The organism is Brevundimonas sp. R86498 (assembly GCF_044598075.1).
Classification (GTDB): domain Bacteria; phylum Pseudomonadota; class Alphaproteobacteria; order Caulobacterales; family Caulobacteraceae; genus Brevundimonas.
In genome coordinates this window covers 2,865,178-2,879,323 of the sequence record NZ_CP139004.1, presented here as the reverse complement: position 1 = coordinate 2,879,323, position 14,146 = coordinate 2,865,178, and the positions used below count along the sequence as shown (strand labels likewise).

At 67.9% G+C, this 14,146-nt stretch carries 14 protein-coding genes; 7 read left to right on the top strand and 7 right to left on the bottom strand.

What is annotated here, in order from left to right:
• Window positions 1-23: 23 nt before the first annotated feature.
• From SJY26_RS14120 to SJY26_RS14110, 3 genes are read right to left on the bottom strand one after another with little or no spacing between them, the layout of a single operon-like run.
• A complete protein-coding gene (locus SJY26_RS14120) occupies window positions 24-2,468 on the bottom strand; it encodes an LPS-assembly protein LptD (RefSeq protein WP_396593640.1) in 2,445 nt (814 codons plus the stop codon).
• Between the two features lie 40 nt (window positions 2,469-2,508).
• Window positions 2,509-3,657, bottom strand: a complete 1,149-nt coding sequence (gene lptG, locus SJY26_RS14115; protein WP_396593639.1) for an LPS export ABC transporter permease LptG — start codon at window positions 3,655-3,657, stop codon at window positions 2,509-2,511.
• Entirely contained in the window at window positions 3,654-4,784 is a 1,131-nt protein-coding gene (locus tag SJY26_RS14110) for an LptF/LptG family permease (protein WP_396593638.1), read from the bottom strand. The genes lptG and SJY26_RS14110 overlap by 4 nt, the downstream gene beginning before the upstream one ends.
• A gap of 160 nt (window positions 4,785-4,944) precedes the next feature.
• Between SJY26_RS14110 and SJY26_RS14105 the strand changes: the two genes are divergently transcribed.
• From SJY26_RS14105 to SJY26_RS14090, 4 genes are all read left to right on the top strand, one after another.
• Entirely contained in the window at window positions 4,945-6,417 is a 1,473-nt protein-coding gene (locus SJY26_RS14105) for a leucyl aminopeptidase (protein ID WP_396593637.1), read from the top strand.
• A gap of 4 nt (window positions 6,418-6,421) precedes the next feature.
• Window positions 6,422-6,883: a DNA polymerase III subunit chi gene (locus SJY26_RS14100; RefSeq protein WP_396593636.1), complete on the top strand. Its 462-nt coding sequence runs from the start codon at window positions 6,422-6,424 to the stop codon at window positions 6,881-6,883.
• A 107-nt stretch (window positions 6,884-6,990) separates the two neighbouring features.
• On the top strand, window positions 6,991-7,200 hold the full coding sequence (locus tag SJY26_RS14095) for an I78 family peptidase inhibitor (RefSeq protein WP_396593635.1): 210 nt from the start codon (window positions 6,991-6,993) through the stop codon (window positions 7,198-7,200).
• On the top strand, window positions 7,191-7,472 hold the full coding sequence (locus SJY26_RS14090) for a hemolysin (protein WP_396593634.1): 282 nt from the start codon (window positions 7,191-7,193) through the stop codon (window positions 7,470-7,472). Before SJY26_RS14095 ends, SJY26_RS14090 begins: the two co-directional genes overlap by 10 nt.
• Window positions 7,473-7,496: 24 nt before the next feature.
• Here SJY26_RS14090 and SJY26_RS14085 read toward each other — a convergent pair whose 3' ends face one another.
• The gene (locus SJY26_RS14085; protein ID WP_396593633.1) at window positions 7,497-8,495 is read right to left on the bottom strand and encodes an RcnB family protein; all 999 of its coding nucleotides are present in this window, start codon (window positions 8,493-8,495) and stop codon (window positions 7,497-7,499) included.
• A 183-nt stretch (window positions 8,496-8,678) separates the two neighbouring features.
• Here SJY26_RS14085 and SJY26_RS14080 point away from each other — a divergent pair, with 183 nt between their 5' ends.
• Window positions 8,679-9,398: a glutathione S-transferase family protein gene (locus tag SJY26_RS14080; RefSeq protein WP_396593632.1), complete on the top strand. Its 720-nt coding sequence runs from the start codon at window positions 8,679-8,681 to the stop codon at window positions 9,396-9,398.
• 200 nt (window positions 9,399-9,598) lie between these two features.
• Complete coding sequence (locus SJY26_RS14075) at window positions 9,599-9,910, top strand: sel1 repeat family protein (protein WP_396593631.1); 312 nt, start codon at window positions 9,599-9,601, stop codon at window positions 9,908-9,910.
• Between the two features lie 150 nt (window positions 9,911-10,060).
• On the opposite strand, the gene SJY26_RS14070 is transcribed toward SJY26_RS14075, so the two are convergent.
• The 3 genes from SJY26_RS14070 to SJY26_RS14060 all read right to left on the bottom strand — a co-directional run bounded on the left by SJY26_RS14070 (window position 10,061) and on the right by SJY26_RS14060 (window position 12,570).
• Entirely contained in the window at window positions 10,061-10,504 is a 444-nt protein-coding gene (locus SJY26_RS14070; protein ID WP_396593630.1) for a response regulator, read from the bottom strand.
• A 248-nt stretch (window positions 10,505-10,752) separates the two neighbouring features.
• A complete protein-coding gene (locus SJY26_RS14065; protein WP_396593629.1) occupies window positions 10,753-11,301 on the bottom strand; it encodes a hypothetical protein in 549 nt (182 codons plus the stop codon).
• A 543-nt stretch (window positions 11,302-11,844) separates the two neighbouring features.
• Window positions 11,845-12,570: a polysaccharide biosynthesis/export family protein gene (locus tag SJY26_RS14060; RefSeq protein WP_396593628.1), complete on the bottom strand. Its 726-nt coding sequence runs from the start codon at window positions 12,568-12,570 to the stop codon at window positions 11,845-11,847.
• Between the two features lie 94 nt (window positions 12,571-12,664).
• Between SJY26_RS14060 and SJY26_RS14055 the strand changes: the two genes are divergently transcribed.
• Complete coding sequence (locus tag SJY26_RS14055) at window positions 12,665-14,131, top strand: GumC family protein (protein WP_396593627.1); 1,467 nt, start codon at window positions 12,665-12,667, stop codon at window positions 14,129-14,131.
• The last annotated feature ends 15 nt before the right edge of the window (window positions 14,132-14,146 follow it).

Sequence of the window (14,146 nt, the reverse complement as noted above, 5' to 3'; positions counted from 1 at the left end):
GCGCACGTCTTCACGCGTCATGCCTAACGCAAGCCGTTTGATCCATAGCCTGACCCTCCAAAAGTGGCGAGGTTTAGACGGAAGAAAACGCCGTCCGAAGGTCCGGTCGGTCGCACCCGGGTGTTGTCGCGGCGGTAGCCGACCTCGATGCGGAAACAGTCGTCGTCAAACAGCAGGCCGACCTCGGACCGCGTGATCAGATCCCGCTCCAGATCCGCAATCCCGGCGACCGTCACGCCCCAGTTGCCATGAATGAACTGCTGCCCGGCCAGTTGCACGAAGTCATAGTTCCGGTTCAGCGGCCCGTTCACCGGATTGGACCGGTCGATGATATAGCTGACGGTGGCCAGGTTGCGCCGACCCCAGCGGCCGTCCACCGCCGCTTCCGCGCGGCGCACATCGCCCGAGCCGTCCAGCGTGGTATGGCCCCAGCCCCGGATCCGGTCCGAGGGCCTGAAGTCTGCCTGCACCACCCAGTCCGACGTTTGCCGGGCCAGTCCGGTCGGATCATAGAGACGGCCGGGATCGTCCGGGATGGGCACGAGAAAGCCATCCTGATTCGAATCGCGCATGCTGCGGCCCACGAACAGGCTCGCGCTCTGCGCCTCGCTCCAGCGCAGGGTCGTGCGCAGGCCGGCGGTGATCCGGGCACCGCCTTCCAGCAGATCGTGTCCCGGAAACCGGTCGACCCGGAAGAGGGAGGACTGGTCGAGCTCCAGGGTCTGGGCGTCCTCGACCGGGATCCGGGCATCCAGGTCCGGGTCCGTGGACAGCGAAACCTGACCCATGGGCTCCAGGATCAGGTCGGCCCCGCCCCGGAAGCGACGGATCAGCGGGTAACTGACGTCCAGCCCGAGCGTGGCCCGCTGGCGGGTGATCGTCTCGTCAGTCGGGCCCGCCAACGGCGGCAGGTCGGCGATCGAATAGGCGTCAACCCGACCGTCCACAAACGCTTCGTACCTGACACCGGCCGGCGAGGTCAGGCTGCGGCGCCAGTCGAACTGGCCCGTCACCCGGCGGCTGTCGACGCCGGGCAGTCCGGCCGTCGACCCGGTCGGAATGACTCCGGGCCGCAGCACCGGGCTGCCGAAATAGTCATCGCGGTACAGGGACACGGCGGATCCCTTCAGCCGCAGGCGTCCGCCCAGAATTGTCTGACCGGGTTCCCACCGCGCGTCGATCAGCGGGGCCACCAGCGGCAGGGCCCCGTCCGATTCGAACACGTTCAACGCCGGGGTGATGTCGTTGAATTGGGTGACCCGCAGGCTCTGGATCGAGAAGGCCGCGATTGACAGGTAGGACCGGTCGGTCTGCCGCTCGGCATACAGCTGGCTGATCAGGCGGCGTTGATCGCCATAGTACAGGCCGTTGTCCTGATAGGGGTCCTGGATGTCGTAACGATCGAACAGGGTCTTGTCCGAGGTGCGCTCGGCGGTGAAGCCCCAGCGCCAGGGCCCCGTTGGATCGAAGCGGCCGTGGGCAAGGAAATAGCTGCGGCTGGTCCGGTCGCCGAAGTCAACGTTGCTTTCGGCGTCGCCGTCGCCGTCGAGGTCGAAGTTGCCGAAGTTGCGGGCCAGGGTGTAGCCGCCGCGCGCCACGACCGTGCCGTCGGCGAACCGCCGCCGCCACTGGAGGTTCAGGAAGGGCACGACCCGGGTGTTGAACTGGGGGCTGATCAGCCAGTCCTCGGACGGTGAAACCACCCGCAGATAGGGGGTCTCGACCGACAGGCCGCGACCGTCGTCATAGTTGAAGGTGGGCACCAGAAAGCCCGAGGCCCTGTCCACCGTCGGATCGGGATGGGCAAAGAACGGCGTATAGAAGACCGGCACCCCGCCCAGTTTGAAGACGGCGTTGCGATACAGCACCGCCCGCAGTTCCTCGTCCTGGATGACCTTCTCGGCCTGGATCGACAGGCTGGGCTGTTTCGGATTCCCGTCCGCGTCGCAGATCGGGCAGGGGGTGAACAGGGCGTAGTTCAGCTCATTGACGTTTTCGGAGCGGCGAACCGCCGTGGCCGCCATCAGACTGGCCCCGTTGGCCAGACGCGTGGCGAAATCGACGGCCACGCCGGCCGTCAAGTCCGAACCGAGCTCCAGCTGGCTGGAGAATACCGTGTTTCGCGCCGGGTCCGTCAGCTCGACCTCGCCGCTCGCCGTGCCGATGCCACGGGCCAGATCATAGGTCAGGCGGCGGCTGAGCAGGGTGTGGCCCTGAAACCGCGCGTAGAGGCGTTCCTCTTCACCGGACGCGGTGATCACATCGCCTTCGCGAGAAGCCGTGTCCGCGTCGATATAGAGGGCGTCGCTCGACAGTCCGTCGTCAGCCGTCACAGGCGTCGCCGTCACCGGAGGAGGCACCGCGGTCTGGGCCAGGGCGGTCCCGGGCAGGACGGCCAGAAGCGCCGCCCCGGCCAGAAGCCGGCGGCGCAGGGCGCGTATGCGAGAGACGGCGGCGTCAGCCCCCATGCGTCAAACCGTTCCTTCAGGCCCCCATGCCGGGGGTCGCTTAGCCGTCTTCGGTATAGAACAGCAAGGTGAAGGCGGCGAGCGCCGTCAGGACGGTGGGCAGCCAGGCCGCGACGAAGGGGGGCACGACTTCGGCCGCGCCCATGGCCGCCGAAAACTGGTTCAGGAAAAAGAAGGCGAAGCCCAGCACCACGGCGGCCCCGGACATGCGCGCCAGATCGCCCAGCCGCATCAGCCGCAGCGAAAAGGCCGCGGCCAGGATGGTCATGGCCGCGAACGCCAGGGGTGTGGACAGCAGGGACTGGAGTTTGAGACGGTAGGCTGTGGACGAAAACCCCGCGTCCTCGATCCGCCGGATCTGGCCGGGAAGGGACCAGAACGGCGTCGACTGGGGCCGGGCGAATCGCTCGAAAGCCTCCTCGTCGGCGAGAGCGGACGGCAGGTCGAGGGTGGCATAGCGGACCGCGCGCTGGCCGGTCTGGGCCCCCACGGCGTCGAACAGCCGCCAGCGCCCGGCGCTCAGGCTGGCCGATGGCGCGTCGATCCGCTCGGTGAAGGCTCGCCGCCCGTTGGGATCGGTGGTGTAGATGAAGAAGGTCACGTCCAGCAGGCGGGCGTTGGCGCGGTCCTGACGACCGGCACGGATCACCATCTGCCGTTGGCCCTCGCCTTCGCGCAGCCAGATCGCCTCCTGCGCCTCCGCGCCCCGCACGGAGCCGGAGATCCGTGCCCGCTCGCGCTGAAACAGGCCGTCAGCCGAGGCTGCCACCGGGCCGATCGCGGTGACCGTCAGGACTCCGGCCAGAAACGCCGCCCCCGCCGCCGGCAGGACGAATCGCCAGGCCGAGACGCCGGCAGCCCGCATCGCCACCAGCTCGCTGCGCCGGTTCAGTCCAACGAAGGCCGCGAGCGTCCCGAACAGGAAGACAAAAGGCAGCAGTTGCACGATCACTGCCGGTGACTTCAGCAGCATCAGGCCCAGAATCCGCACGCCCGACAGATCCATGTCCGATCCCGGACCGCGCGAGATCTCGACGAAATCGATCAGCATCACCAGGGCCGCGATGACGGCGAGGGCCACGCCCAGCGACCGGGCCAGCTGGATCAGCACGTAGCGCTCGATCCGGCCCAGCGTCAGGGCGCTCAGGATGTGGCGGGGGGCGGAGGCGAGGGAGCCGAGGGCGATCATGCGAACCGCGCCTTCCACCAGACCGGGGTACCGCCCCAACCGCGCCGGGGCTTCATTGGCCGGAACATGAGCCGCAGGGCGAAGGCCGTTGCCGCCAGCGGCAGCAGATACTGGAAAAGGTTGAGCCAGCCGTTCCAGGCGCTGGCTGCGACGATGGCATAGCCGACGATCCGCACGAGCAGGAAGGCGGCCGAGGCCTTGGCGACGCGGAGCCCGTAGCCCGTCCGGCTGAACCCGCCGCCAAGGATAGCGGTCAGGGCCATGGCCATGGCGGCCAGGGCGTAGAGTGGGGACGAAAGCCGTGAGTGGGCCTCGGCCAGCAGTTCTGCCCGGGGGGCGGTGTCGCGCACCAGCCCCGAAGTCGGGTCGAACAATTCCGTCATCCACAGATCGGCCGGCTTGTAACGGATCCGCTCGTCATCGCTGACATAGGGGCCCAGCGGGAACACATAGCCGCCGAAGGACAGCTGCTGCAGCACACCGCTGGCGCTGTACTGTTGCCATGAGCCCTCCGTCATCGACAGCACCGGCTGGCCCTCCACCCGCCCGAAGCGGGCCTCGGCCGCGTCCCAGGTGGTTACCCGCTCGCCGTCCTCGATGTAGATGAACAGGTTTTTCAGCAGGCCGTTCTGCTCGATCTGCTGCACATAGACGGTCAGGCCGTTGGGCCCCTGGACGAACCGGCCCTCCTCGACCAGCAGGGCGGCCAGATCGGTGCGGATCTCGAAGGCCTGGGCCCGGGCGGTCCGCTGGGCCCAGGGCTGGACCACGACATTGGTGACCAGAACGACAGCCGCGACCGCGAGGGCCAGCCGCGCGGCCGGCTCGATCATCTGCCAGCGGGTCATGCCGCTGGCCGAGGCGGCGGTCAGCTCCTGCTCGCGCTGCAAGCGGGTCAGGGCGACCAGGGCCCCGACGAACAGGCCGATCGGCAGGATGACGGCGAACAGCTGGGGCACCGCCAGCAGGGTCAGCTTTACCATGACCCAGACGCTCTGGCCGCGCTCGACGATGACTTCCAGCTGATCCAGCGTCTGGCTCAGGATGCCGATTCCGGCCAGCGACCCGCATGCCGCGAGAACCGGCAGGCTGATCTGGCGAAAAAGGTAACGTTGAATCAGGGTCATGCGGGCGACAAAATCACCCGGTTGCGGGCGCGGACGTTGCGGCGCATCTAATACACAGCCCGGGACGGTGCCGACAATGGCGCGCGGACCCACCTTCACAGTATCGCCAACTTGACAGTATCAATGACCGGGTCCCGATCCCGGCCGGAGTTTTGAGTTCATGAATATCGCCTTCGTCGCCGAAGCCGGCGTCTCGCAAGCCCTCGCCATTCTCGTTCATGAGGGCCGCGCCCTGGCCGGGTCCGGAGGGGAACACGACAAGGCGACCTCGGGGACCTTGACCCGGGCGATGAATTCCAGCCGTTTCACCGGCGCGCCGAACTCCAGCCTCGTCGTCGCCGCTCCCCAAGGCATCAAGGCTGACACGGTGGTTCTGGTCGGCGCGGGCGAGAGCGGCAAGCTCGACGATCTGGCGATCGAGACCGCAGCAGGCGCTGCGTATCACGCGGTCAAGCTGTCCGGGGCCGAGACCCTGACCCTCGATCTCGGCCATCTCTCCGCCGAACAGGCCGCCCGGGCCGCCTTCGCCGTCCGCCTGGCCGCCTATCGGTTCGCCAAATACCGCACGAAGGAAAAGCCGGAAAAAATCCCCTCGGTCCAGACCGTCAACATTGTCACCGCTGATGTGGCCGCCGCGACGAAGGCGCTGGAACCCCTGAACGCGGTGGCCGAGGCCGTAACCTTCTCGCGTGATCTGGTCGCAGAGCCCGCCAACGTCCTGTATCCGGCCGAGTTCGCCCGCCGGGTCAAGGAACTGGAACGCCTCGGCCTGAAGGTCGAAATCCTCGGCGAAAAGGAAATGGCGGCGCTCGGCATGCACGTCCTGCTGGGCGTCGGTCAGGGTTCCGTGCGCGAGAGCCAGCTGGCCGTGATCCAGTGGAACGGCGGCAAGCCGGGCGATCAGCCCATCGCCTTCGTCGGCAAGGGCGTCTGTTTCGACACCGGCGGCATCTCCATCAAACCCGCCGCCGGCATGGAGGACATGATCTGGGACATGGGTGGTGCCGCCGCGGTGGCCGGCCTCATGCACGCTCTTGCGGGCCGCAAGGCCAAGGTCAACGCCGTCGGCGTGCTGGGCCTCGTCGAGAACATGCCCGACGGCAACGCCCAGCGCCCCGGCGACATCGTCACCTCCATGTCCGGCCAGACGGTCGAGATCATCAACACCGACGCCGAGGGCCGCCTCGTCCTCGCCGACGCCCTCTGGTACACCCAGGACCGGTTCAAGCCGAAATTCATGGTCGATCTGGCCACCCTGACCGGGGCCATGATCGTGGCCCTCGGCCTGGATTACGCCGGGGTGTTCTCGAACTCGGACGACCTTGCCGACAGCATCCTGGCGGCCGGCCCGAAGGTCAACGAGAATGTCTGGCGCATGCCGCTGCCGCCGCAGTACGACAAGATCATGGACAGCGTGAATGCCGACGTGAAGAACTCGGCCGGCCGCGACGCCGGCTCGATCACGGCCGGCCTGTTCCTGCAGCGCTTCACCAATGGCGTGCCGTGGGCCCACATCGACATCGCCCCCACGGCCTGGGTGACCAAGTCCACCCGTCCGACCGTGCCCGACGGCCCTGTGGGCTGGGGCGTGCGCCTGCTGGACCGCATGGTGGCCGACAAATACGAGAACTGACCGGATGGCTGACGGCGCGGGCGAAATCTGGTTCTACCATCTGGAGCGATCCACCTTGGACCAGGTCCTGCCCGAGCTGCTGGACCGGACGCTCCAGCGCGGCTGGCGCGCCCGGGTGCGGGTCGCTGATCCGGGCACCCGGGCCGACATCGACGAACACCTCTGGACGTGGCGCGAGGACAGCTTCCTCGCCCACGGCCTGTCGGATCAGCCCCATGCGGACCGCCAGCCCATCCTGCTGACCGCTGGCAACGAGAACCCGAACGGGTCTCAGGCGCTGTTCATCGTCGACAGTTCAGACATGAGCCTCACAGAGGAGTTCGAGCGATGCTTCATCATCTTCGACGGCCGCGACGAGACCGCGCTGCACCGCGCGCGCGAGCGCTGGAAGGGCCTGAAAGGGCAGGGGGCCAACCTGGCCTACTGGAAACAGTCGGACGAGGGGCGCTGGGAAAAGGCGGCCTGATCGCCGCCCTCCTCGTCGGGGCCTGTGCCTCGCCGCCCGCTGCCCCACCTGCCCCCGCACCCGCCGTGGTCGAGCGGGCCGAGGCCAACCCGCCCGTCGGCAGCCGCATGCCTGACAATGACGGCGACCTCTGCAAGGCGCGCGAGCTGCAATATCTGGTCGGTCGCCCCCGCAGCGAGATCCCCGTCCCGGTCGAGGTCGTCAATCGCCGGGTGGTTTGCACCACCTGCCCGGTGACGATGGACTTCTCGCCCTATCGTCTGAACATCTTCTATAACGCCGAAACCCAGATCGTGGAGCAGGTCCGATGCGGTTGATCGTCCTTGTCGCGGCCACCGCGGCCCTGACGGCGGGTTGCGCGCCCACCGCCGCCCCGGGCCCTGACGGGGTCGGGGGCCCCGCCCGGTGCGACGCCGAAGCCTCGAAAAGCCTGATCGGCCGCAACCGGGCGGCCGTCAGCTTCGTCCAGGGGGCCGATGTCCGCTTCGTCTGCACCACCTGTGCGGCGACCGAGGACTATCGGCCGAACCGTCTGAACATCCGTTACGACGAGGCCACCGGCATCATCCGCAGCGTCGACTGCGGCTGATCCCGGCCGGCCCCGGGCCTGGCGCTACCAGCGCCAGGCGTCGTGGATGACCTCAATGATGTAGCCGTCGCGGCTGTCGATCAGATAGATCGTCGTGTCCACCGCGACCCACTGCGTCCCCGGCGGCGGATAGCCGAGGCCATAGGTGCGGTAGTCATTCAGGCTGTAGCGCCAGAAGATCGACGGCAGGTAGCTGCCCGGGTACCAGCGCTGGCCGAAATAGGCCCGGGGCACGGCGTAGTAGCCATAGTTGGGCGCGAAGTAGAATCCGGACCGGAAGCCGGTATAGCCGCGGAAGCCCCGGTCATTGCGCCACCAGTCGTGACTGCGGCTGCGATTCCAGTCGCGGCGCCAGTCGTTCTGGTTCCACCGATTCCTGAAGCCGTCGTAGTCGCGACGGCCCTGACGGTCGTTACTCCAGTTTCGCCCGCCGTTGTTGCGGTCGCGATCCCAGCCGCCGTTGTTCTGGCCGCCGTTCCAGCCGCCATTGTTCCGGTCGCGGCCGTCGTTGCGATCCCGGCCGCTCCGGTCGCCGCCGGTCCAGCCGCCGTTGCGATCGCGGCCCTCATTGCCCCGGGGCCGGTCCGGACGGTCCCGATTCCGGTCACGACCCGGTGAGCCCCGGTCCTGGGACGGTGGCGTGACCACAGGCGAGGTCGGGGTGTCGGGTCGCGTCCAGCCCCCGCGGCCCTCGCCGCGGTTGCCGCCCCCGCGCTCCTCGCCGAAGCGAGGGCGCTCGCCCCGGCCCTGGTCGCCGCCACCCCGCTCGCTGCCCCCGCGGTCCCGGCGGCTTTGGCCGCCGCCGCCGCTGCGGTCCGGCTGTGCCGGGCGTTCGGCCCGGTCCTGCCGGACGCCCCGCCCGGACTCTCCGCCGGATTGTTCGCGCCGCCCGCGTCCGCCCGCGTCATTCGACGGCCGGGCCTGCTCAAACCGGGCCTCCTCCTGGGCCATCACCACGGTCGGCAGTCCGGCCGGCAGGGCCAGGGCAGTCAGGGCGGCAAAGGCCGTCAGCATCGATTTCATGTCTCGTCTTCCCCGCACGCCGGATCCGGCGGCTCACCGTCACGCTCGGCCCCCGTCCATGAACGGCGGCTGAATGGCTGCCTGCACGATCTGGCGGTCCGTGACGGCCCCGATCCAGACACCGCCTTGCGGCCCGTGGCCCGGTAACCCAGATCAGGAGTTCGCCCCCGACGGAGACCGCCCATGACCGCCCCCCTCCAGCTCTGGTATTGGCCCACGCCCAACGGCTGGAAGGTCTCCATCGCGCTGGAGGAAATGGGCCTGCCCTATGAGGTCCAGCCCGTGAACATCGGCACGGGCGAACAGTTCACGCCCCAATTCCAGGCCCTCAGCCCCAACGGCCGCATGCCGGCCATCGTCGATCCGGACGGCCCCGGGGGCGAACCCCTTTCGATCTTCGAAAGCGGGGCGATCCTCCAGTATCTGGGCAACAAGTCCGGCCGCTTCTATCCGACCGACATCCGCCAGCGCGCCGAGATCGACCAGTGGCTGTTCTGGCAGGTCGGCGGCCTCGGCCCCATGGCCGGCCAGACCCACCATTTCCGCCAGTACGCCCCGGCGATCATCAAGGACCAGCGCCAGATCGCCTATGGCGTCCGCCGCTATACCGACGAGACCCACCGTCTGTACGGGATCATGGACCGCCGTCTGGCCGACCGCGACTATCTGGCCGGCGACTATTCCATCGCCGACATGGCCGCCTGGCCGTGGATCCTGCCCGAGCATCAGGGCCAGGATCTGGCGCACTTCCCCCATCTCGCCGCGTGGATGAAGCGGGTCGGGGACCGGCCGGCGGTCCAGGCCGGCCGCGCCGTCGGAGAGGCCTTGCGCAGCAATCTGGCCGCGTCCGGCAAGGCGGCAGAGGATGCCCGCAAAGTGCTGTTCGGCCAGCGGGCGCGTTAACCTCCCGGATACCCGGCGTGAATCAGGCGTTGATGGTATATTTCCGAGCTGTGAACGACGCCGCCAGTATTCATTTCCCCTTTACTGAAAAGAATTTGCGGCTCCCGGCGCTGTTAACTTTAACTTCAAACCGGGGGTATTTGATCGCGTCTCGAAAGGCGGGTCCAGAACGGACGTTCGCCCTCGCAAGGGATACGGTTATGAACGCGCAAGAAACCGCGCCGGAACTGCAAACGGAAGCCGCGGAGGCCACGCTGCCCCTGCCGACCTCGGATATGGACGGCGACGCCCTGTTCCGCCTGGGCATGATGTATTCATCCGGCTCGGGCGGCTGCCCGATGGACCGGGTCTCGGCCCATATGATCTTCAATCTGGCGGCCATGAAGGGCTCGGTCGAGGCGCGGGTCTATCGCCGCGAGATGTCCGAGGAGATGGAACGCGAGGAAATTGCCGAAGCCCAGCGCGCCGCTCGCCGCTACATCGACGCCGGCGTGGTCAAGCTGGCGGCCTAGGACCAGGCCCTCGACAGGTGTCCACCCGGGCCTCGGGGACACGGGCTGCCCACCGGCGAAGGCGCGTATGGGCGCGCCGTCGATCCGTACCTCCGTCCCGTGGGGCGGCCGGTCGCTTCCGCGGGCGAGGGCACTCCTGCTCGCAAGGCTTTAGATGCCTCCCGCGCGGCGATCCCGGGCCGTTGGGGTAAGGCCGCAATCGTCTTCGTCGAACACTTCAAGGCCCCCCGGCCTTGGCAGCGAACGCCGTCCTTCGGCGCGCTCCAGCAGATAGTCGACGGCCAGCACCATGTCTGCGGCGTCATAGGGCTTCGGCAGCGAGGCCATCGCGACCGTCCTCGCCGACCGTGCGCGGCTGACTTGCCCGCTGATCAGCAGAACGGGAATATCCAGCGCCTTCAGCTGCTCGGCCAGTTCGATGCCGTTGTCGCCGTCGACGAGCTGGATATTGACCAGCGCCAGATCCGGCTCCCCGGCCCGGGCGACCTCAAGTGCGTCCGCGATTCGGTCGGTCAGGGCGAGGATCTGGTAGCCGGCGTCTTCAAGTTCGGCCCGGAGACTGGTCGCGACCAGCATGTCGTCCTCGACGATCATCAGGATTTTGTCAGTTGGCGGTGTGATCATCGTCTTCCCAAGTGGACAGCCACGGTTACCGGGCACGCCGCACGCCAGACTCGCGGTCGACCGCCTGAATCCTGAAGTCTTCAAATCTATCAAGGTTGCTTCGGCCGGCTCCAAAGGCTCGCGAGCCGCGGTCGCCCGTCCGGCCGGCACGGACTTCCACGACGCGGCAAGACCGACCCGGTGCTCGTGCGCATGACTGCCTGCCTTCCGCCGGCCTGTCAGGTTCCGCCGCAGTCCCTCTCCAGCACGATCCCCTTCAGGAACCCCCGCCGCACCAGCCCGGCGCGGATCGCCGCCTGGACCTCCCGGTCATGGGCCGCAGCCCCTGACAGCCGACGCACCCAGCTCCGCAGCGGAATGAAGTCGGTCGCCGTGTCGCGCACCATGTCCAGCGCCATATTGGCGGCCTGATCGCCCGTGCCCGTTTCCGGCTCGGGCTGGTCGACATCGGGGCCCAACGCGTCATCCAGCGCGGCGATACCGGCCATGACGGCGCGGCATCTCCGCAGGCCGTCGGTCGCGTAAGGTGCCCGGCGGGCCGAGATCAGGATCTCGGGAACCTCCTGACGGCGCAGGTTCAGGTCATCGAGGGGGGCCGTGGCCGCCATCCCGACACCCTGGCGAAACGTCGCCCCGCCCTGATCGGCCTGGGCGCGGTTCAGCTCCACCGTCTGCAGCGCAGGGGCTGAGGCACAGGCCCCCAGCCCCGCAAGCCCGGCACCGAGCAGGACGAGACGAACGAGACCCGGGAATGGGAGCAGGGGCATGGGGGCGGGTCCGATGAGGAGCCTTCAAGCGACGTCCCCGTAAAGGGCATGGGGCTGAAAACTGGTGCGAGAACAGACCGAGCCCCGGAAGCCGGAACCGCTGCGTCAGGACAACAGCAGCACACGCCGGCTCCGCACGGATCGATCCTGTGGCCTTCCGAAACGCGCACCGGCCCACAGGGATGCAGACCGGCCGGGTTCCGCCATCTCGCCCGCGGCCGACAGGGACTGGAACGACGGCCTCAAGCTCGGGCGGGGAGAATTTATTCCGCAAGGGGCCTTGCGCGGGCAGGCCTCGATCCCCAGCCTCTGTTTGTGGTCTTTGACAGGTCTGTCGTGCGCCGATTTCGGGGGATGTCGGCTTGTCCGAATTTCCGATAATCCCGTCGGGGTGAGATTTTTAGACGCCAAACTTCTCCGTTGTTTCAACGGTCTGGCTTTTTGTCACGGGGATTATGTCACGGTGTTTTCGTGTCAGGTGACACAAGCCGGGGAGGTAGCCCGCGACTGTCTGACTGAGACTGCGCGGCACCCGGCAGCGCCCTAGAAGCTCTGGTATTGCCCGTTGATCGAATAGTTGAAGCCGATCGGCAGGGCGTTCCTCACCTGGGTGAAGAAGTTGGCCAGTTCCCCCAGGGTGGTGCGCGGCACGAACAGGATGTCGCCCCGCCGCAGGGCTACGACCTCGCCGCGCCGTGGCCTCAGGTCGACGGGCCGCATCATCCGCCGCCCGCCGGGCCCGCGCCGGATCAGGGCGACCTGGCCGGATTGGGCGCTGGGCAGGAAGTCGCCGGCCATGACCACGGCCTGATAGGCGTCGATGTCGCCGGGCATGTCGTAGACGCCGGGCGTCCGCACCTCGCCGGCCACCCAGACCTTCAGCGGCCCGGCCTGTTTCAGGGTGATCTCGACCACCGGCCGCACCAGTTCGGCCGCATAGGCCTCCGACAGGGTGTATTCCAGCTCGGCGATGGTCCGGTCGGCCGCCATGGCCTGACCGATCAGGGGCAGGGCGATCCGTCCGTCCGGCCCGACCTTCAGGGTCCGCGTCAGTTCGGTGGCCGTCGGTGTCGCCACCTCGATCTCGTCGCCTGGAAACAGCAGATATTCCGGCTCTGCATCGGTCCAGTCGGCAAAGCCGATGTCGGCGAAATCCTCTCGGCGGACCCGCTCGACGCGCGGTGCCGATCGTCCCGAGGCGCACCCCGCGACCGGCGCGGCCAGCAGGGCGGCCCCGAGGGTCCACAGAATCTGTCGCCGATCAAACATGGCCTGACCCTCGCCGGTCATGGGTAATGGATGGTTAACGCCGACCGTCCAAGGATCATGGACAGTTCACCGATCCCCGGATTCGCCAGCCCCAATGCGTTCGTCGGCCTCCACGACAGCCTATGTCCCGGCCCGCCCGCGCTATGGGCTGGTCGACGTCATCGGCCTGCTGTTCCGCGAACTGGTCGTGATGATCGTGGTCTTCGTGCTGATAGTGGCGATGGGCACGGCCGCCATTCTGACCCTGAAGAAAACCTACACGGCTGGCGCCAGCCTGTTCGTGGGGGCCGGCCAGGAATATGTCTATCAGCCCCGCGTCGGGGCCCTGAACGACCGGCAGTCCCAGCCGCCGGCTCCCGGTGAGGTGGCGCAATCCGAGGCCACCATCATCGCCAGCCGCGAGGTCAAGCTGCGGGCCGTCCGGGCCCTGGGCCTGCCCTTCTTCCAGACGCCCGGCAAGACGTCGAACGATCCTGTGGCCAAACAGGAAGGCGACGTGCTCAAGATCATCAATGAGGGCCTGTCCATCTCCACCACGCCCCAGAGCGCCATCGTCGGTCTGGGCTTCAAGAGTGACAGCGCCGAAAAGTCCGCCGCTGTCCTGAACGCCATCCTCGACCAGTATCTGATCTATCGCCGCGAGGTCTTTCAGGACCGCTCGACCCCCGCTATCCAGTCCCAGCGCCGCGTGTTCGAGGACGAACTGGCCGATGTCGACACCGCCTATGAAACCTTCCTGACCTCCAACGACATCGGCGATTTCGCCGCCTCGAAGACGGCGCTCGCCACCGTCTACCAGACCACCCTGGCCGAGAAGCTGTCGGTCGAGAACCAGCTGAACCAGGCGGCCCGCCGGCTGCAGACGCTGGAGGCCCAGCAGGCCCTGACCCCGGCCGAGGTCACCCTGCAGCAGGACCTGAACCTGTCGGCCCAGGACCAGATCCTTCAGCTGCGCACGGAGCGGGAACAGCTTCTGGCGCGCTACCAGCCCGACAGCCAGCCGGTGCGGGACATCGAGGCGCGGATCGCCGGCCTCCAGGCCTATGTGGCCACGGGCACGACTGTCGGAGCCAAGGAGGTGCGACTGGGTCCCAACCCCGTCTGGACCGAGCTGGAATCGACCCGGATCACCACCCGGGCCGAGCGCGACTCCCTCAGCGCCCGCCTGTCCTCGGTCAATCGCCAGCTGGCCGAAATCCTCGACCGTCAGGCCCGCATGACCCGGCTGGAGTCCGAGAACGCGACCCTGGCCTCCAATCGCGATGTCCTGACGGCCTCGATCCGCGAGTTTCAGCAGCGCGAGACCCAGAGCCGGGCCGATAACGGTCTGGTCCGCGCCGGGGCTGACAATGTCCGGGTCATCGAGCGGGCCGCCCCGCCAACCCGGGGCACCAGCCTGAAGGTCCCGCTTCTGGCCCTGGTGATCCTTTTCGCTGGCTTCACTGCCCTGTGCGTCGGCCTGCTTCGGGTCTTCACCCGCCGCGGCTTCGCCACCCCTGCGGTCGTCGGCCGGACCCTGGACATGCCGGTCCTGGCCGTGGCCCCCATGAAGGCGCGCTGAGTGACTGGCGGCCCG

What these genes read in the sequence shown, in the direction of transcription:
- SJY26_RS14120 (WP_396593640.1), bottom strand. Translation starts at nt 2,468, where the DNA reads ATGGGGGCTGACGCCGCCGTCTCTCGCATACGCGCCCTGCGCCGCCGG.
- lptG (WP_396593639.1), bottom strand. Translation starts at nt 3,657, where the DNA reads ATGATCGCCCTCGGCTCCCTCGCCTCCGCCCCCCGCCACATCCTGAGC.
- SJY26_RS14110 (WP_396593638.1), bottom strand. Translation starts at nt 4,784, where the DNA reads ATGACCCTGATTCAACGTTACCTTTTTCGCCAGATCAGCCTGCCGGTT.
- SJY26_RS14105 (WP_396593637.1), top strand. Translation starts at nt 4,945, where the DNA reads ATGAATATCGCCTTCGTCGCCGAAGCCGGCGTCTCGCAAGCCCTCGCC.
- SJY26_RS14100 (WP_396593636.1), top strand. Translation starts at nt 6,422, where the DNA reads ATGGCTGACGGCGCGGGCGAAATCTGGTTCTACCATCTGGAGCGATCC.
- SJY26_RS14095 (WP_396593635.1), top strand. Translation starts at nt 6,991, where the DNA reads ATGCCTGACAATGACGGCGACCTCTGCAAGGCGCGCGAGCTGCAATAT.
- SJY26_RS14090 (WP_396593634.1), top strand. Translation starts at nt 7,191, where the DNA reads ATGCGGTTGATCGTCCTTGTCGCGGCCACCGCGGCCCTGACGGCGGGT.
- SJY26_RS14085 (WP_396593633.1), bottom strand. Translation starts at nt 8,495, where the DNA reads ATGAAATCGATGCTGACGGCCTTTGCCGCCCTGACTGCCCTGGCCCTG.
- SJY26_RS14080 (WP_396593632.1), top strand. Translation starts at nt 8,679, where the DNA reads ATGACCGCCCCCCTCCAGCTCTGGTATTGGCCCACGCCCAACGGCTGG.
- SJY26_RS14075 (WP_396593631.1), top strand. Translation starts at nt 9,599, where the DNA reads ATGAACGCGCAAGAAACCGCGCCGGAACTGCAAACGGAAGCCGCGGAG.
- SJY26_RS14070 (WP_396593630.1), bottom strand. Translation starts at nt 10,504, where the DNA reads ATGATCGTCGAGGACGACATGCTGGTCGCGACCAGTCTCCGGGCCGAA.
- SJY26_RS14065 (WP_396593629.1), bottom strand. Translation starts at nt 11,301, where the DNA reads ATGCCCCTGCTCCCATTCCCGGGTCTCGTTCGTCTCGTCCTGCTCGGT.
- SJY26_RS14060 (WP_396593628.1), bottom strand. Translation starts at nt 12,570, where the DNA reads ATGTTTGATCGGCGACAGATTCTGTGGACCCTCGGGGCCGCCCTGCTG.
- SJY26_RS14055 (WP_396593627.1), top strand. Translation starts at nt 12,665, where the DNA reads ATGCGTTCGTCGGCCTCCACGACAGCCTATGTCCCGGCCCGCCCGCGC.